19 protein-coding genes are annotated in these 17,986 nt (G+C 61.2%); 14 read left to right on the top strand and 5 right to left on the bottom strand.

Annotated elements, in window-relative coordinates; all coding sequences use genetic code 11:
- Positions 1-2,010, top strand: a complete 2,010-nt coding sequence (locus AC070A_RS25985) for a putative 2-aminoethylphosphonate ABC transporter permease subunit (protein ID WP_192495619.1) — start codon at positions 1-3, stop codon at positions 2,008-2,010.
- 72 nt (positions 2,011-2,082) lie between these two features.
- On the opposite strand, the gene AC070A_RS25990 is transcribed toward AC070A_RS25985, so the two are convergent.
- Positions 2,083-3,120, bottom strand: a complete 1,038-nt coding sequence (locus AC070A_RS25990) for a GlxA family transcriptional regulator (protein ID WP_192495595.1) — start codon at positions 3,118-3,120, stop codon at positions 2,083-2,085.
- 214 nt (positions 3,121-3,334) lie between these two features.
- Here AC070A_RS25990 and AC070A_RS25995 point away from each other — a divergent pair, with 214 nt between their 5' ends.
- A complete protein-coding gene (locus AC070A_RS25995; RefSeq protein ID WP_492384038.1) occupies positions 3,335-4,120 on the top strand; it encodes a DeoR/GlpR family DNA-binding transcription regulator in 786 nt (261 codons plus the stop codon).
- Between the two features lie 85 nt (positions 4,121-4,205).
- Positions 4,206-6,656 carry a GcvT family protein gene (locus AC070A_RS26000; protein ID WP_492384037.1) on the top strand — a complete coding sequence of 817 codons (2,451 nt, stop codon included), beginning with the start codon at positions 4,206-4,208 and terminating at the stop codon, positions 6,654-6,656.
- Positions 6,657-6,748: 92 nt separating this feature from the next.
- On the opposite strand, the gene AC070A_RS26005 is transcribed toward AC070A_RS26000, so the two are convergent.
- Positions 6,749-7,738 (bottom strand): aldo/keto reductase, encoded by a 990-nt coding sequence (locus AC070A_RS26005; protein WP_218373659.1) that lies wholly within the window; start codon positions 7,736-7,738, stop codon positions 6,749-6,751.
- Positions 7,739-7,922: 184 nt separating this feature from the next.
- On the opposite strand from AC070A_RS26005, the gene AC070A_RS26010 reads away from it, so the two are divergent.
- The 4 genes from AC070A_RS26010 (at position 7,923) to AC070A_RS26025 (ending at position 11,341) form a co-directional block, all read left to right on the top strand.
- Positions 7,923-8,816, top strand: a complete 894-nt coding sequence (locus AC070A_RS26010; RefSeq protein ID WP_492384036.1) for a LysR family transcriptional regulator — start codon at positions 7,923-7,925, stop codon at positions 8,814-8,816.
- A gap of 138 nt (positions 8,817-8,954) precedes the next feature.
- Positions 8,955-9,431: a cytochrome P460 family protein gene (locus AC070A_RS26015; RefSeq protein ID WP_492384035.1), complete on the top strand. Its 477-nt coding sequence runs from the start codon at positions 8,955-8,957 to the stop codon at positions 9,429-9,431.
- A 13-nt stretch (positions 9,432-9,444) separates the two neighbouring features.
- Complete coding sequence (locus AC070A_RS26020) at positions 9,445-10,215, top strand: DUF4405 domain-containing protein (RefSeq protein WP_492384034.1); 771 nt, start codon at positions 9,445-9,447, stop codon at positions 10,213-10,215.
- The gene (locus tag AC070A_RS26025; RefSeq protein WP_492384033.1) at positions 10,205-11,341 is read left to right on the top strand and encodes an aldo/keto reductase; all 1,137 of its coding nucleotides are present in this window, start codon (positions 10,205-10,207) and stop codon (positions 11,339-11,341) included. The genes AC070A_RS26020 and AC070A_RS26025 overlap by 11 nt, the downstream gene beginning before the upstream one ends.
- A gap of 170 nt (positions 11,342-11,511) precedes the next feature.
- Here AC070A_RS26025 and AC070A_RS26030 read toward each other — a convergent pair whose 3' ends face one another.
- Positions 11,512-12,873, bottom strand: coding sequence for an aminotransferase-like domain-containing protein (locus AC070A_RS26030; RefSeq protein ID WP_113479806.1), 1,362 nt, complete (start codon positions 12,871-12,873; stop codon positions 11,512-11,514).
- 136 nt (positions 12,874-13,009) lie between these two features.
- Here AC070A_RS26030 and AC070A_RS26035 point away from each other — a divergent pair, with 136 nt between their 5' ends.
- The 7 genes from AC070A_RS26035 (at position 13,010) to AC070A_RS26065 (ending at position 16,607) form a co-directional block, all read left to right on the top strand.
- Positions 13,010-13,414: a VOC family protein gene (locus tag AC070A_RS26035; protein WP_057248754.1), complete on the top strand. Its 405-nt coding sequence runs from the start codon at positions 13,010-13,012 to the stop codon at positions 13,412-13,414.
- A 35-nt stretch (positions 13,415-13,449) separates the two neighbouring features.
- A complete protein-coding gene (locus tag AC070A_RS26040) occupies positions 13,450-14,079 on the top strand; it encodes a LysE family translocator (protein ID WP_112995841.1) in 630 nt (209 codons plus the stop codon).
- Positions 14,080-14,132: 53 nt separating this feature from the next.
- On the top strand, positions 14,133-14,978 hold the full coding sequence (locus AC070A_RS26045) for a PhzF family phenazine biosynthesis protein (RefSeq protein WP_057248752.1): 846 nt from the start codon (positions 14,133-14,135) through the stop codon (positions 14,976-14,978).
- Positions 14,979-15,001: 23 nt separating this feature from the next.
- Positions 15,002-15,373, top strand: coding sequence for a nuclear transport factor 2 family protein (locus tag AC070A_RS26050; RefSeq protein ID WP_192495587.1), 372 nt, complete (start codon positions 15,002-15,004; stop codon positions 15,371-15,373).
- A gap of 67 nt (positions 15,374-15,440) precedes the next feature.
- A complete protein-coding gene (locus tag AC070A_RS26055; RefSeq protein ID WP_112995840.1) occupies positions 15,441-16,037 on the top strand; it encodes an NUDIX domain-containing protein in 597 nt (198 codons plus the stop codon).
- A 79-nt stretch (positions 16,038-16,116) separates the two neighbouring features.
- On the top strand, positions 16,117-16,317 hold the full coding sequence (locus AC070A_RS26060; protein WP_492384032.1) for a hypothetical protein: 201 nt from the start codon (positions 16,117-16,119) through the stop codon (positions 16,315-16,317).
- Positions 16,302-16,607 carry a hypothetical protein gene (locus tag AC070A_RS26065; protein ID WP_375293094.1) on the top strand — a complete coding sequence of 102 codons (306 nt, stop codon included), beginning with the start codon at positions 16,302-16,304 and terminating at the stop codon, positions 16,605-16,607. The genes AC070A_RS26060 and AC070A_RS26065 overlap by 16 nt, the downstream gene beginning before the upstream one ends.
- An 85-nt stretch (positions 16,608-16,692) precedes the next feature.
- Here the strand turns inward: AC070A_RS26065 and AC070A_RS26070 are convergent, their stop codons facing one another.
- Together AC070A_RS26070 and AC070A_RS26075 are read right to left on the bottom strand one after the other, a co-directional pair.
- Positions 16,693-16,896 (bottom strand): cold-shock protein, encoded by a 204-nt coding sequence (locus tag AC070A_RS26070; protein ID WP_057248747.1) that lies wholly within the window; start codon positions 16,894-16,896, stop codon positions 16,693-16,695.
- 292 nt (positions 16,897-17,188) lie between these two features.
- Positions 17,189-17,971, bottom strand: a complete 783-nt coding sequence (locus tag AC070A_RS26075; RefSeq protein WP_492384031.1) for a FadR/GntR family transcriptional regulator — start codon at positions 17,969-17,971, stop codon at positions 17,189-17,191.
- Positions 17,972-17,986 lie beyond the last annotated feature (15 nt).

Genomic DNA, 17,986 nt, shown 5'->3' on the forward strand with positions numbered 1-17,986 from the left:
ATGGTCCTCGAAGCGCCTCACCTCCCCATGATCGGCAAACGGCTCCGGCAGGACGCCTCCCGCGACGATCGCATCAAGCTCGGCTTCATGGCGGTCATCGGGCTTTACCTGATCGTGGCGCTCGGCGCGCCGCTCTTTGTCATGCTGTCGAAGTCGCTTTCGACTTATCGGTTCGACCTTGCAGCTTTCGAATTCCAGATGAGCGATGAGACCGGCGCGAACTGGGGGCCGATCGTCAGTGCCGCAGACCTGAACCGGGAACTCGGAGCGGTGACGGAGGGCGAGCTTTCCAGCAGTTCAGACGGACGGCTGGCGGCCACAAAATTCTTTCCGGAATTCAAGTTCCGCAGCCCGGTCCATTACCGCATTCGCGGCACCACGGATGATGCGGCCTTCCTTGTCGGCTCCACCCTGGAAAAGGGGACGGAGTGGCGCGAATACGATTCCGGTACCTTCCGGCGCGTGGTGCTGCGGCCCGCACGTGTCTTGGGTTTTACGAACTTCACGGCCTATTTCTCGACGCCCGCGTTGGCGCAGTCGATCTACAATTCCGTGCTGATGGCGGTAATCAGCACGGTGTTCACGATCTCGATCGCCTTTGCGCTTGCCTACGGTCTGACGCGAAGCTGCATGCTGCTCAAGGGTCTGTTCCGCGGCATCCTGACGATACCGATCCTGGTGCCGTCGCTGCTGCCGGGCATCGCACTCGTCTACCTCTTCGGCAACCAGGGCATCTTCAGGGATTGGCTTCTCGGCTATTCGATCTACGGGCCGATCGGCATCGTCATCGGCTCGATCTTCTTCACCCTGCCACATGCCTTTCTGATCATCCTGACGGCGCTCTCCATTGCCGATGCCCGGCACTATGAGGCTGCCGCGTCGCTCAAAGCCAGCAAGTGGCGCACCTTCACGACCGTTACGGTCCCCGGTGCGCGCTTTGGCATTGTCTCGGCCGCCTTCGTCGTCTTCACGCTGGTCATCACCGACTTCGGCTTGCCCAAGGTGATCGGCGGGCAATACGGCATGCTGGCCGTCGACATCTACAAGCAGGTGATCGGCCAGCAGAACTTCGAGATGGGCGCGGTCGTCTCCGTCATCCTGCTTGTCCCAGCCGTGCTTGCCTTTGCCGTCGACCGGCACATGCAGAAGCGACAGGTAGCACTGCTGTCGGCGCGCGCCGTGCCCTACGCGCCGAAGCCCAACGCGCGTTTGGACGGGCTGTGCTTCGCCTTCGCCTGCCTCGTCAGCCTCTTCATCCTCGGCATGATCGCCATGTGCCAGATCGCAGCGGTGGTGAAGTTCTGGCCCTATGACCTGACGCTCACGAGCAAGAACTTCGCCTTCGACCTGATGGACGGCGGCGGCTGGGCGGCCTATGGAAACTCGATCCGGCTTGCGCTTTTGACAGCTCTCTTCGGTTCGGTCGTCGTCTTTGCCGGCGCCTACATGGTCGAGAAGGCCGACGGTTTCCGCTTCGGCCGCGGTGTCTTCCATTTCCTGGCGATGATGCCGATGGCCGTGCCCGGCATGGTGCTCGGCCTCGCCTACATCTTCTTCTTCAACAATCCGACCAATCCGCTGCACCCAATCTATGGCACGATGACGATCCTCGTCGTCTCGACGGTGACGCACTTCTACACGGTCGCGCATCTGACGGCGCTGACGGCGCTGAAGCAGATGGATCCGGAGTTCGAATCCGTCGCCGCCTCGCTGAAGCAGCCCTTCCACCGGCTGTTCTTCCGGGTCACGGTGCCCGTCTGCCTCCCGGCGATCCTCAACATCGCGATCTATCTCTTCGTCAACGCGATGACGACGGTCTCAGCGGTGGTGTTCCTCTATTCGACGGACACCAAGCTTGCGTCGGTCGCGGTGCTCAACATGGACGATGCGGGTGACATTGCGCCGGCTGCGGCCATGGGCATGATGATCTTCTACACCAATGTCGCGGCCAAGCTCGTCCATGCGCTGATCGCGCGCGGCCTGCTCGCCCGTACTCAGGCGTGGCGCTAGCCCGCTTCCGCCCCGCAATTCGTCTCGCCTTCCTTCGTCGCCGAAGGGGGGCGACGCCTTTGCCGCGTCAACCTAAGCCACCCGAATCTCTGCCATCACCGCTCTACGGTCGTTTCCCGCGCGCAGGCGTTCCATTTCGGCGAGACGCGTGCGCTGTGGCGTAAGTCCATAGCGCTCGCGGTAGGTGCGGGAAAAGTGCGAGGCGGTGGTAAAGCCGCAGGCGACCGCGATCTCGATGACCTGGAGAGATGAGGTGAGCAGCAGAAGATGGGCGCGCTCCAGCCGTAGGTCGAGATAATAACGCGCCGGCGTGCGGCCCATTTCCTTTCGAAACAGCCGCTCCGTCTGCCGCCGCGAAAGGCCGGTCGCCGGCGACATGTTGGCAAGCTTCAGCGGCTCAGCAAGATTGGCCTCCATCTGCTCGATGATCCGGATCAGAAATGGGTTGTCGATGCCAAGGCGTGCCTGCAGCGGAAGGCGCTGGCGCTCGCCTGTCTCGCGAAGACGTTCGCAGAGCGCCGCCTCGCAGATGCGGTTGACCACGTCCGGGCCGAGGTCTGCTTTGATGATACGCAGGAACATGTCGAAGGGCGCATTGCCGCCGGCGCAGGTGTAAAGGCTGCCGTCGATCTCGAAGGCGGTCTGGCGCGCACCGGCAATGAAGAACCGTTCTGAGAAATCCGGAAAATGCTCCCAGTGCACCGCGCATCGACGCTCGTCGAGCAGGCCCGCGCGGGCCAGACAGTAGACGCCGCCGGCAAGTCCGGCGAGGCGCACCTGACTGCGAGCGCAGTGCCGAAGCCAGGCCTCCAGAGCCCGGTCGGCGGGCGGCTTCGTGCGGCTGCCGCAGATGACGACGAACCCCGGCTGTTCGCCCCGGTGGAACCGGCCGCGCTCATCCGCGAGCGGTCCGGCCGCAGCAAGGCGTGTGCCGCAGGATGAGACGGCGGATGAGCCATCTGCCGTTACAATGTGCCAGTGGTAAACGGCGCGCTCGGCCACGTCATTGGCAAGGCGCAGCGCTTCGATCGCTGCGGAAAAGCCATGCAGGGCAAAGCCATCGAGCAGATAGAAGGTGAAGTGGCGGACCAGCGCGCGTGCCTGCTGCATTGTCTCTTCCTGATAATGAAAGGTCGCGACGTGTTGCGAGTTGGATAGAATAGTTACATTATGCAACATAACTAACCGTTGCCAAGCCGGTTTCGACGGCTGCGGAGGAAAATTCTCCGCGATCTCGCGTGAAATGCCGGTACTTTCCAGCTAGGCGAGCCGCGAGGCTGTGGCGCGACTTGTCAAATGGACAAAAATGAACACAGTTGGTTCCATGTCTGACTCTCAAAGCGCCCGCGCTCTTGCCCCACGCCGCCATGGCGAAATCCTTAGACGTCTTGCTGCCAACGGTACCGTGGGTATCACCGAACTGGCGGACTTTTTCGACGTGTCACGCCAGACGATAAGGCGCGACCTGAAGCTGCTTGCCGATCGCGGCCAGCTTGATCTTGTGCATGGCGGCGCCACCCTGTTCGAACCCACTGAGGCAGCTTTTACCGAGCGACGGGAGGAAAATGCCGGGGCGAAGGCGGCGATCGGCCGTGCTGCGGCGGGTCTGGTGCGCGACGGCATGGTGATCTTCCTGGATTCCGGCACCACGACGCTGGCCGTGGCCCACGCGTTATCCGGGCGAAAAAACCTAACGATTTGCACGACTTCACTGTCGATCGCGCTTTTGATGTGCCGGCAACCACTCGTGCGGGTTCATATGCTCGGCGGAGAGATCGATCCGGACGAGGAAGCGGCCGTCGGCATCGATGCGCTCGAGGCCATCAACCATTTCCGTGTCGATGTCGCCTTTCTCGGCGGCGGCGGGCTCTCGCCGGATGGCGAGGTGACCGACTTTACCCGCAGCGGCGCCGAGCAACGATCCCGCATGGTGACGACTGCGGCCAAAGCCTATTTCGTGCTCGACAGCTCCAAGTTCGGACGGCTGACGCCGCTGCGTATTCCGCGCTTCGAAGTCGCCGCCGGGGTGATCGTCGATCGGCGCCCGCCGGAGGCGATCCGCGAGGCGCTGGAGCGTAAAGGTCCCACTCTAATCGTCGCCGAACAATGAAATGTAATATTTTGTAACTTTTTGTCTTGTTCTTTGTCGGTGTTTTGTTACCGTGTGGCCTTCCATGGTTTCGGGAGGTCGTTTCATGGCGCAGGAATTTCCAACGCAGGCCCAGGTCGTCATCGTCGGTGGCGGTATCATCGGTTGTTCGGTCGCCTATCATTTGACCAACCTCGGCTGGAACGATGTCGTTCTTCTGGAGCAGGGGCAGCTGAGTGGTGGCACCACATGGCACGCGGCCGGTCTCGTCGGCCAGTTGCGCAGCCACGCCAACATGACGAGCCTCATCAAATACTCGACCAAGCTCTATAGCGAGCTGGAATCGGAGACCGGTCTTGCCACGGGCTGGAAGAATTGCGGTTCCCTTTCCGTCGCCCGAACAGAGGACCGCATGACCGTGCTGAAGCGCACGGCGGCCTCCGCCCGTGCGCAGGGGGTCGAGATCGAGGTGATCTCGCCGAAGGAGGCACAGGATCTCTGGCCGGTGATGGCCATCGACGATCTCGTCGGCGCCGTCTGGCTGCCTGGCGATGGCAAGGCCAATCCGACCGACCTCACGCAATCGCTCGCGAAAGGCGCGCGCAATCGCGGTGCGCGTGTCATCGAGCGCGTCCGGGTCACCGGTATTTCGACGAAGAACGGTGTCGTGACCGGGGTGGAAACCGATCGCGGGGCCATTGCCGCCGAGATCGTCGTCAACTGCGCCGGGCAATGGGCGCGCAAGGTCGGCCAGATGTGCGGCGTCACGGTGCCGCTGCACTCGGCTGAACACATGTATATCGTCACCGGCCGGATCGAGGGCGTGCATCCCGATCTGCCGGTCATGCGCGATCCAGACGGCTACATCTATTTCAAGGAGGAAGTCGGTGGTCTCGTCATGGGCGGCTTCGAGCCGGAGGCGAAGCCCTGGGGCATGGCCGGCATTCCTGATGATTTCGAGTTTGCTCTTTTGCCTGATGACTGGGACCAGTTCGAGATCCTGATGCACAACGCCCTGCAGCGGGTGCCACAGCTTGCGACCTCAGAGGTGAAGAAATTCTACAACGGGCCGGAGAGTTTTACCGCAGACAACAATTTCATTCTCGGCGAGGCGCCGGAGCTGAAGAACTTCTTTGTCGGCGCGGGCTTCAATTCCATGGGGATCGCCAGTGCCGGCGGAGCAGGGCGGGCACTTGCCGAATGGATCGTCAACCGCGCGCCGACCATGGATCTGTGGCCGGTTGATATCCGCCGCTTCGCCGGCTTCAACAACAATCCTCGCTGGCTGCACGACCGTGTCAAGGAGACACTGGGCCTCCACTACGCGATGCCCTGGCCGAACCGGGAACTGGACACGGCCCGTCCCTTCCGCCGCTCGCCGCTCTACGATCGCCTCGCCGCCAAGGGGGCGTGCTTCGGTTCGAAGATGGGATGGGAACGCGCCAACTGGTTTGCCGCAGAAGGCGAGAATCCCGTGACGGAATACGCCTTCGGCCGGCAGAATTGGCACGACGCGGTCAAGCGCGAGATGCAGGCGACGCGCGAGGCTGCCGGTATCTTCGACCAGACCTCGTTTGCCAAGCTGCTCGTCCAGGGTCGGGATGCCGCAGCAGAGCTCAATCGCATCTGCGCTGCGGAGATCGACGTCGAGATCGGCCGTTCCGTTTATACGGGCATCTTGAACAAACGTGGCGGCTACGAAAGCGATCTGACGGTGATGCGCCTTGCCTCCGACCGCTTCCTGCTGATTACCGGATCGGCGCAAGCCGTGCACGACGCGGACTGGATCCGCAAGAACGTACCCGCGGACGCCCATTTGACGCTGACCGACGTTACCTCCGCCTATGCGGTCCTGGCGCTGATGGGGCCGAAGTCGCGCGACATCCTCTCTCGGGTCACCTCTGCGGATCTCTCGAATGAGGGCTTTCCCTTCGCAACGATCCGGGAGATCGATGTCGGTTACGCCACGGCCTATGCAAACCGCATGACCTATGTCGGCGAACTCGGCTGGGAACTGATCGTGCCGACGGAATTCGGCGTCGGGGTCTACGAAGCGCTGCACGAGGTCGGCCGCGATTTCGGACTGACGGATTGCGGCTACTATGCGCTTGAGGCCCTCAGGCTCGAAAAGGGCTATCGCGCCTGGAGCCGCGAGCTGACGCCGGACGTCAATCCTTGCGAAGCGGGTCTCTCCTTTGCAGTCGCCGCCGACAAGACGGGCGGCTTCATCGGCCGGCAGGCCTATCTTGCCGCAAAGGCGAAGGGCGCTCCTTCTCGCCGTATTGTGCAGTTTACTGTGAACGATCCGTGGCCAATGCTCTGGGGCGGCGAGTTGATCCTTCGCGATGGGAACCCCGTTGGCGAGGTGCGCTCGGCCGCCTACGGACATACCCTTGGACGTTCGGTCGCGCTGGCACTGATCGAACATGCAACCGGCGTGGATACCGACTTCGTGAAGTCCGGCAACTTCGAGGTCGAACTCGCCGGCGTTCGTTTCGCTGTCACCCCTCACGTTACGGCCGCCTATGACCCGAAAGCCATCCGCATCAAGGCCTAGTCGCTGCAAGCACTTGGCGCGCCAGGCCGATCGCGCGCGCCAACCGATATTACCGCAAGGCGATATCTGCCGAGGGAATATGGCCGGTGTCCTCAGTGGCCGACCATCTTGAGCGCCGCTTCGGGAAGACGCTCGCCCTGAACCTCGATTTTGGAGAGGCCTGCGGCGATCTCGGAGCGGTCTTCGGCGGTCAGTTCGAGGTCAACCGCGCCGAGATTTTCCTCGAGCCGGTGCGACTTCGTGGTGCCCGGGATCGGCACGATCCAAGGCCTTTGGGCAAGAAGCCAAGCCAAGGCGACCTGCGCGAGCGTGGCTCCCTTGCGATCCGCTACCGCTTTCACGATATCGACCAGCGCCATGTTGGCTTTGCGGGCGTCGGGGGAGAAGCGCGGCACCATGTTCCGAAAATCCGTCGGATCGAACGTGGTGTTCTCATCGATCTTGCCCGTCAGGAACCCGGCTCCGAGCGGGCTGAAGGGGACGAAGCCGACGTTCAGTTCCTCGAGTACCGGAAGCAGTTCGGCTTCAGGCCCACGCCAGAACAGCGAGTATTCACTCTGCACGGCGGCAAGCGGATGGACGGCATGGGCGCGACGGACTGTACCGACACCTGCTTCCGAAAGTCCGTAATGTCTCACCTTCCCTGCCGCGACGAGGTCCTTGATGGCTCCGGCAACGTCCTCGATCGGCACGTCCGGATCGACGCGGTGTTGATAGAAGATGTCGATACGATCGGTCTTGAGCCGCTTGAGGCTGGCGTCGGCGACCGCCTTGATGTGCGCGGGGCGGCTGTTCGTTCCCCCGCCACGCTTGCCTGTCTTGAGATCAATGTCGAAGCCGAACTTCGTCCCGATCACGACCTGGTCCCGGATTGGTGCGAGCGCTTCTCCGACGAGCCCCTCGTTCACGAAGGGCCCATAAGCTTCGGCAGTGTCGAAAAACGTGACCCCACGTTCATAGGCACCGCGGATAAGCTTTATCATCTCCGCTTTGTCGGCCGGAGGACCGTAGGCCGCGCTCATACCCATGCATCCGAGCCCGATGGCAGAGACTTCGAGTGCTCCTAGTTTGCGCGTTTCCATTTCTCTTTTTCCTTGTGTTTGTGGCGACGACACATCGGTGACAAACGTTGTGGGGCGCCGGGCAGTTCATGCCTCATGGCTCATGGCGGCGCCCGACCGCGCTGTACTTGTCCGGAATCTAGCGATTGAGACTGTTTTCGATTAGTCGCTATAATCGACATGAACCTATTAGCTGGACTACTGAATGCCCCAGGAAAATTACAACGACCTCGTCGCGTTCCTGACCGTCGCGAGAGAACGGAGCTTCACCAAGGCGGCAGCAAAACTCGGCGTCTCGCAGTCGGCGCTCAGCCAGACCGTGCGGGGACTGGAGGCCCGCCTCGGCATCCGGCTGCTCACGCGCACGACGCGGAGCGTCGCGCCGACAGAAGCGGGAGAGCGCCTGCTCAAGACGGTCGGCCCGCGCTTCGAAGAGATCGAGGCGGAACTCGGCGCGCTCAGCGAACTCAAGGACAAGCCCTCGGGCACGATCCGGATAACGGCCGGCGAGCACCCGGCGATTTCCGTTCTCGCGCCCGCGATCCGGAAACTTGCCATCGAGTATCCCGACATCAACGTCGAGGTGACCGTCGATTACGGTCTGACGGACATCGTCGCGGAGCGCTACGACGCGGGCATCCGGCTTGGCGAGCAGGTCGCCAAGGACATGATTGCGGTTAAGGTGAGCGGCGACATGCGCATGGCGGTCGTCGGGTCCCCGGCATACTTCGGGCGCCATGGGCGGCCGGAGACGCCCCAGGACCTGACCGGTCACAACTGCATCAACATGCGGCTGCCGACCCGCGGTGGCATCTATCCTTGGGAGTTCGAACGCGACGGTCGTGAAATCCGGGTCAGGGTCGATGGCCAACTTGTCTTCAACAATCTCGCAATGCGGATCGACGCAGCACTTTCCGGCCTGGGCCTTGCCTACCTACCCGAAGACCAGGCGACCGAGCACCTTGCAACTGGTCGCCTTGAGCGCGTCCTCGAGGACTGGTGCGAACCGTTCCCCGGCTATCACCTCTATTATCCGAACCGAAGACATGCTTCGCCTGCCTTTGCCGTCTTTGTAGACGCCCTTCGGTTTCGGGGCTGAAGACTGTTTTTTTCAATCACGGCTTATCAACTGACCGTGATTAAGAAGCAGGCCTAATAAGCTCATCCCGGTTTCGGCGTCTAATGCCGCGGCCCGCTCTCACGTACCGTTCGCTTGTCCAATTCGTGAGAGAAACCGATGACACGCACTAAACTCTGGCTGGGCGCGCTGGCATTTTCCGCCGCAGCCGTTGACACCCAGGTCTACGCCGAAGCGAACCGCGTCCAGTTCCCGAAAGATCTGGACGACCTTGTGCACTACACGACCGTCCGCCGGAGCGAGGTGACGGAGCACATCATGACCACGCGCGAGGCGGTCGACGCGGTCAAGAACGGGCAACCCATCCCTGATGGCACGCACTTCGTGCTGGTCGACCACCGAGACGGAAAGGTCCACCGCTACTTTGTCATGCAGAAGGGGGAAGGCTGGGGCAACGACTATCCCGAGAGCCGGCGGACGGACGACTGGCAGTTCCAATGGTTCTGGGCCGACAAGTCCGTCAACATGGACGAGAACACCGCCCGCTGCCAGTCCTGCCATTCCTCCCGTTCTGGGGAGAACTTCCTCTACACGTTCGACGCGCTTGGCGCATTCGACGCCACCGTGATCGAATGACGGAGGGTTGGCGATGCCCCCCGTTTTCCTGATGCGCCTCGGGTTGGACTTCCTCGCCGTCGGTCTGTTTGTGGTCGCCATGGCCTATTGGTGGATGGACGACCGTTCGCACGAACTGATCGGCACGAGCATGTTCGCGCTGCTCCTCTTCCACAACGTCTTCAATCGTCGCTGGTACGGGGGCATAGCCCGAACGCGGCGTCAGGCGAGGCCGCAGGTAACCGTCGGGTTGAACCTCACGCTGCTGGTCACGATGCTGACCTTGCTGACCACGAGCATCCTGATTTCGCAGTCGCTTTTCGGGTTTTTCGCCGTCGGCGGCCCCTCCGCCAGAGACGCCCATATCCTGGCCGCCTATTGGGCCTTGATCATCGTCTCGATCCACCTCGGTCTTCACTGGTCGATCGTCATGAACGTCGTCCGAAGCCTGCTCGGACTCCATCGAAACCACCTCGGCCGTACGGCAGTCCTCAGGCTTGCCTCCTGTGGAATCGCGGCCTGCGGCGTCTACAGTTCCCTCGAACTCGATATCGGATCGAGACTTCTCCTGATCCCCACCATGCAGTTCTGGGATTTCAACGAAGGCGCCGCTGGGTTCTTCTTCCGCATCGCCTCCATCGCCGGACTATACGTCGCTGCGGGGTACTACGGCATCTCGGCCATCCAGGCTCCCCATCGTCGGTCGGCCGACGCCGATGCGCTCGAGAGGACCGAGCCATCTCCTGACCAGTTCGCCCACCCCTTCAAATCAAAACAAGAGAGGATACGAGAACATGGAGCTTAACCGTCGAGACCTACTTTTGGCAGCGGGCACCCTGGCCGCGGTGGCGAACGCGGGTGTCGCTGAGGCGCAGACCGCCACACGGGAGCGCGTCCCAACCAGCACGACTGTGTCGGAAATCGGACGGCGGAAACTCGGCTCGCTCGAAGTTTCGAGCGTCGGCCTCGGCGTCCAGAATATGAGCCGGACCTATCAGCGCACCGTTCCGACGCGCGCGGAGATGCACAATGTCATCCGAACAGCCTTCGACCGTGGCCTCACTTTCTATGATGCCGCCGAAGCCTATGGTCCGCACGAGGTAGAAAGGATCCTTGGCGAGGGTGTGGAGCCTTTCCGCGACCAGGTCGTCATCGCCACGAAGTTCGGCTGGAACATCGATCAAGAGACCGGGGAACGGAAGCCCGGCCTTAACAGCCGCCCCGAGCACATCAAGCTTGTCGTCGAGGGCATGCTGAAGCGGCTGCGTACCGATCGCATCGATCTTCTGTACCAGCACCGGGTTGACCCACAGGTGCCAATCGAGGACGTCGCCGGGACCGTCAAAGACCTGATGTCCGAAGGCAAGGTCCTGCATTGGGGCCTGTCGGAGATGTGCTTGACCACGCTGCGCCGAGCACATGCCGCGCTGCCTCTGACCGCGGTTCAGAGTGAATATTCGATGCTTTGGCGCGGCCCGGAGACCGGTGCGATCCCGGTTTGCGAGGAACTCGGCATAGGGTTCGTGCCGTGGAGCCCTCTTGGTGTGGGTTTCCTCAACGGTGCGATCGATGCGGAGACGCGGTTTGCCCCCGGGGATATCCGCGGCATCGAGACCCGCTTTGCCCCTGAAAACCTGCCCCACAACCTGGCACTCGTCGAGCTCCTGAAAGTTTGGGCCGAACGCAAACAGACCAGACTGGGGCAAATCGCTCTGGCCTGGCTGCTGTCTCAAAAGCCATGGATCGTGCCGATCCCCGGAACGACGCAGATGGCGCATATGATCGAGAACATCGGCGCGCCGGCAATCCAGTTTTCGCCCGCCGAAATCGCCGAACTGAACGCCTCCGTATCAGTGATCGAAATCCGTGGCGCGAGGCTGCCAGACGCTGTCCAGGCCTATTCGGATGTTGAAGCACCTCTGAAGTCGTAATCGCAACTTAGGCCCGCCCAAAGCAATCTGTTTGCTTGAGGCCCGCAACGGCAAATCGGAAGTTATCTGTTCTAAAGTCGTCGTGTTGGAGGAAGCCGCGTTCATTTGTGGCCCGCTTGTCGAAATAACGGGCGCCCAGGCGGTTGCGTGAGGTGGGGCGTTCGCGGGTCCTATTTCGCAGATTGCCTTGGCATCTCGATTAGCCACTGCGCCAGAAGTGTCAGTGCCTCGGTCAGATCTTCGAACGATGCGCCGCCAAGGCAAAGCCGAATTCCGCTCGCCCGATCCTCTCGGTCCACCATCATGGAATCCGGTGGGGTCAGTTTGATGCCGGCCTCCGCAGCGGCGGATACGAAGCGGTTGGCAGCGTCGCGCGGCATCGGCAGCCAGGCGTTATACGCATCGGGATCAGAGACAAGTTCGGCCGTACCGAGAAGCGAGACAGCCAGACTGGATCGACGCCGCGCCTCATGGCGCAGATCGCGCTGGATCGAAGGGATGACGCCGGTGATCAGCCATTCCTCGACCACTGCACAGGAGAGCGGCGAGGGGGCCAGAGGCATGTCTTGCAAGGCGTCTTCCGCTGCTTCGTTAAAACCAGCCGGCAGCGCGAGCACGCCGATCTGCAATCCGGGGCCAAGCGACTTGGACAGCCCGTTCACATGAAAGGCGATCTCGGGCGCCAATGCCGTCAGCGGAGGCAAAGCCGGCTCGGCCGGCGCATAGACGCCGTCCTCGATGATCCATGCGCCCGCCAGACGGCAAATTTCCGCGATGGCCTGCCTTCGCTCCCCGCCCATCGTGGCGGTGGTCGGATTGTGAAGCGTCGGAGTGAGGTAAACTGCCTTTCTGCCGGCCGATGCGGCCCTGTCGAGCGCCTCTGCCAGTGCCTCTGGCACCATCCCTTCTGCGTCGATCCTGACACCCTGCATCCGATATCCCTTGCGCCGGGCCAGCGCGATCGCGCCGGGATAGGTGATCCGTTCGGTCAGAAGCAGTCCCTGCGGACCGCAGGCGAGGTCGAAGGCCAGTGAGAGCGCCTGGCGGGCGCCGCTCGTCAGCACCAGATGCGACGGATCGACGATGAGACCCAGTGTTTCGAGCCAGCGGGCCAGAACGCGGCGGTGCTCCAGATGTCCGGCGGGTGGGGCGTAGAGATTGAGATGATCCGCATCGATCTTGCGCGCGATCCCGGTCAATGTCCGCGCCAGCAGGCGTGCGTTGAGCGTTGCTGGCGGGGCGTTGGATGAGAGATCGATCTGCCGATCCTTGTGTGCGTGGCGGATCGCCACGAACGTTCCCCGGCCCTTGACGCTACGCGTCAGACCTCGACGTTCCAGAGCGGCATAGGCTTTCGTCACCGTGCCGAGGCCAATCCCCAGTTTCCATGCGACATCGCGATGCGCCGGCAGGCGGTCGCCTCCCGTCAGCCGCCCTTCGATGATGTCGTCGGCGAGAGCGAGGACCAGCCGCTCGGCGGCATTCGCCTCTATGTCGGCGAGACGTGGTGCCCATGGCGATTGAAGGAGCATGTTCGCCACCTCGATAAAAGTGTCACATGACACTATTCAGATAAACAGCAAGTGTAACATACGCTATGACGACGCTGAACGAAATACACACTTGCAGGAGGCGCCTGTCCGCGATGACGGGCGCATGGAGAGCCAGATGTTCAGTCATGTTACCGTCGGGGCGCGCGATCTTGAGCGGGCGGGTCGTTTCTATGACGCCGTGCTCGCTCCGCTCGGCCTGAAACGCCGCGTCGTTGCCTCCGATGGCGGGCCTCCGGCGCTTTGCTGGGTGGCTATTCAAGCGCCACTGCCGCGCTTCTATGTCTACATCCCCTTCGATGGCGAGCTGGCGACGGCCGGCAATGGCTGCATGGCCGCCTTTCTGTCCCCCTCGCAGGAGGCCGTGAGGACGGCCTACACGGAGGGTCTCACGCACGGCGGGACGGACGAAGGCGCCCCAGGCCCGCGCCCACACTACGGCGACGGTTACTTCGGTGCGTATCTGCGCGACCCCGATGGAAACAAGGTCCACATCGTCCACCGCGGAGACCTCCAGCATTAGTGCTGGAGAAGCCTCCTGTTTCTGGAGAATTTCGAATGATCGGCAGTCAGATAGCACTCGTCTACGGCACCTATCTCGTCGCCACCGCCAGTCCTGGGCCGAGCAACATGGCGATCATGGGAACGGCGATGCGCGACGGTCGCCTGCCCGCGCTCGTCTTGGCGGCGGGCGTTATCACGGGCTCACTCTTCTGGGCAGTACTGGCGGCGACGGGCATTTCCGCCGCGTTGGCCGCCTATGCAGAGGCGCTTTTCGTCATCAAGATCGTTGGCGGTGTCTATTTGCTCTATCTGGCTTTTCGTGCGGGCAAGTCGGCTCTGAAGCCGATCTCCGACATCACGAAGAAGGACGCAAGGCCTGCCACGCCTTGTTATCGATCGCTCTATCGGCAGGGCATTCTCATGCATATCGGAAACCCGAAGGCGATTCTGGCCTGGATAGCGATCATGTCGTTGGGGTTCCGTCAGGATGCTCCCGCAGGCACGCTACCGGTGATCATTGGCGGTTGCGCCATCCTCGGCGTCCTGGTGTTCGGTGGTTACGCCATCGTCTTTTCGACGGCCTCCATGATTGCCCTATACGCCAGATTGCGGCGCTGGATTGAAGGTGTGCTCTCGGCGGTCTTCGCGGTTGCGGGACTTAAACTGCTTGTTTCGCAGAGCTGATATCCGGTCCGTCGATGCCCCAATGAAGTGACCCAAATTGAAAGCGCGATGTCATGACCCTTGCCGTCCATATGGTCGATGTGTTTGGCGCCGGGCCGTTTTCTGGTAACCCGCTGGCGGTCGTCATCGGCGCAGATGCCATGTCGACGGATGAAATGCAGCAGTTGACGCGGTGGTTCAATTTGTCGGAGACCGCCTTCCTCTTATCGCCCACGCATCCAGATGCTGACTACCGGGTCAGGATATTCACGCTGGACAGGGAGATGCCTTTTGCCGGGCACCCGACGCTTGGAAGCTGTCATGTCTGGCTCTCGACGGGTCGGGTGCCGAAGAAGGCGACGGAAATCATTCAGGAATGCCGCGCCGGTCTGGTCACGATCCGGCGTGCGCATGGGCGGATTTCGTTTGCCGCCCCGCCGCTGATCCGTTCCGGCGCGCCAACACAGGGTGAATTGGATGGGGCCCGTCAACTGTTGGGCATTGAACCTTGCGATATCCTTGATGCCGCCTGGATCGACAATGGGCCTGGATGGTTGGGGATCAGATTGGCATCGGCGGAGAAAGTGCTTTCGCTCAATCCGCTCCGAAACTGGGCCGGTCGGATCGACGTTGGTGTGGTTGGTCCGCGTGCAAAGGGTGGCGATGCAGCCTTCGAGGTTCGTGCGTTCTTCAGCGACCATCTGGGTGCAATCGTCGAAGACCCCGTCACCGGAAGCCTCAATGCCTCGATCGCACAGTGGTTGTTCGCTGGAAGTGTGGTTGAGGAGGACTATGTCGCCGCCCAGGGGACCCGTCTTGGGCGCCATGGCCGAATTCATGTGGGCCGCGATGATGTTGGCCGAATTTGGGTAGGTGGCGAAACGCGCACGCATGTCGAAGGCCGGCTACACGGCCTTTGAAAAGGGAAAGAAGAGGTGTTTCATTGGGTACAATCGATAGGGCAGAAATTGAGCTCCCCGTCCAAAGACAGCTCGAAGCCTACAACGCCCGAGACATTGAGGCATTCATGCCCTGGTGGGCTGATGATTGCCAGTACTACGCATTTCCCTCCACGCTTTTGGCAGGGGGTGCTGTCGAAATTCGAGAGCGACATATCGAGCGGTTCAAAGAGCCTGATCTACACGGAACGGTGCTGACACGTATCGTGGTCGGCAATGTCGTCATCGACCACGAAACGGTTGCGCGAACTTTTCCGGAAGGGAAGGGCGAGGTCGATGTCGTTTGTATCTACGAAGTTGAAAACGGCAAGATTGCCAAAGCCTGGTTCAAGATCAGCGAGCAGAGGCATTTGTAGCCTTAGGCAGACTGTATGAGGCCAATTGCATGGCCATTGAAGCGGCAAACAAGAGAGTGGTGACTTGATGGACGAGAGTGTTTTCCGGCCGATCGCGGAGCGTGTATTGGCGGATGATTGGGGACGGCTGACCAAGTACGAATTTGAACTTCGGCTCAGGGATGGAGGTTGGCAGCGGCAGACCCGAGAGACTTACGATCGTGGCAACGGGGCGACATGTCTGTTGTACAATCCCGGAAGTGGCCGTGTTCTGCTGACCCGTCAGTTTCGTTTGCCGGTTTTCTTGAATGGCGGTCTGGAGTCACTGATCGAAACCCCGGCGGGACTGCTTGATGGTGCCGAGCCGGCAACGCGGATGCGTGCAGAACTGATTGAAGAAACTGGTTATGATGTCTCCGAGCTGACGCATCTTTTCGACATCTACATGAGCCCCGGATCGGTCACGGAATACCTGGCATTTTTCTACGGCGAATATACCGAGAAACACAGGGTGGGAACTGGCGGCGGCGCTCCTGACGAGGGAGAAGACATAGACGTACTGGAAATTTCGTTGTCCGACGCGATCCAGATGATCGACCGTGGTGAGATTCGCGACGCCAAAACGATCATTCTGCTTCAGCACCTGACGATCCGGCTCTTTCAGGAACACGACGTGAAGCGCTGATCCGGATCTCCGGGCCATATCGATCTCGGACAGATGATGATCCTGCTAAGATTGCCGTTCCCGATATGGGAACCTCGAGATGGATCAGTTTGCCCCGAATGTCCTTTCCGACTTCGACATCGACATCGACATCGACATCGACATCGAAGTCATCCCGCCAGAGCGCGACGGAGGCCAGTCCGGAAACGCGATGATAGGCCTCTGTTGTCAAAAGAAGCGGTCGGCCTCGCGAATGGACGCCGACGGTCGCTGCAATTTTGACGAGTGCCTCGCGCCATGACGCCGTCGGTGCCAGAGCTATCGTCTGAGGTGCTGGTCAAGTTTGAGAAGGCGCTTGCGCAGCTTCCCGACGGCTATGGACAGGGAAGCTTCGCAGGTCGCCCATGGGGCGTGACCGTCAGGCGCTCGGCCGATGGCAGGCGGATCTGGTTATATGGCGAGGAACTGGGCGGAGCGGATGTCGTCAGCTTCAACTTTTATGTGCTTTCTGGTGCGAGCACCACGCTCAAGCCCTGCGAAATGTCCTCGTCGAAGGTCGTCGATTTCGTGCTTGGCTTTAAACCAACCTAAAGCGGTGATCTGCTTTCCGCTTTGATGGCTCAGCTTGCCATTACCGAGATCGCCCGACCAAAAGAAGTCCGGTAGGTCGAGACGTTCAAGCTGGCCTGACGTTTTCGGCTTTCGATTTTCCTGTCTTGCGGTCCTGGCCAAGTTCGTAGCTGACCTTTTGACCCTCTCGAAGTGGGCTTCCGCCTTCCACCGCTGACACATGGACAAAGACGTCCGCTCCACCGTTGTCCGGTGTGATGAAGCCAAAGCCCTTGTCCTGATTGAAAAACTTAACGGTACCGATTGCCATGATTATCCTCGTCAGCTGAGTGGCCTGCAAATTGCCACTGCAGCTTATTCAAGGCTGCCCCCTCCCGCAACCGCGCATTCACGCGATTCGCGGCTCGGACGGCGCGCGGTCGAGCTCTTTCGTGTCGTGTTGGCGAAGGCCGCCTGCGGCCACTGCCGTGCCCGTCGTAGACGGTGCCTAATGATTGAAGGCGAACGCTGCGACTTTTCGCGCACGATATCGCGCGGCGGGGCAGTGAACTCTCACACAAGCGGAGGTGCGCTCGGGGGCCTCATGCCATCCGACCTGACGATCATACATTGCGCCCCGATTGCGCTATGAGCTCATCGGTATTGGCTAGAAGTCGCCGCACGGCATTGCGAGCCGCGTTCGGGCGTCCGAGGCGGATGCTTTTCTCGATGTTCTCGTGGAGCTTCAGCGCGTGGACGGAGCTGCTGTCCTCCCGGGTCACCAGCAGGAAAAGGTGGTTGAGTGCAGATTCGATCAGCGCGCCCAGCGGCACCAGGAGATCGTTTCCCGACGCGCGCAGGATTGCAAGGTGGAAGCGTGTGTCGGCCTGGATGCGGGTCTGCAGCGTTGTCGCCTGTTGCATGTCTTCCAATGCGGCGCTGATGTCGGTCATCTGCTTTTCGTTCCGGCGGGTGGCGGCGAGCGCCGTCGCCTCCGGCTCCAGGATGTGGCGAAATTCCTGCACGGTCTTGAGGAACTGGAGATGGTCCGGTGAGACCGCATACCAGCTCAGAACGTCGCGATCGAGCAGGTTCCAACGCTCCCTCGGCTCCACCCAGCTGCCGACTTTCGGGCGCGAGGCGAGCAAGCCCTTGGCCATCAATATCTTGATCGCCTCTCTCACCGCAGTGCGACTGACGTTGAAGATTTCCGTCCATTGCGTCTCGTTCGGCAGGATCGTTCCGGGCGGATAGTCGCCACGCACGATACTGAGCCCGATGTCATCGGCAAGCGACATGTGGACGCTGGGTCCCGACATACGCGGCGCATCGAGGCGTCGGCTCGCACGCTTCGCCTCTGCCGTGGTCGAACCGGCGGAGACTTTTTCTGATTGTCGTTCAGCCATTTTCGTCTTTTCTCG

It is taken from the genome of Ensifer sp. GW101-20A05 (assembly GCF_059424735.1).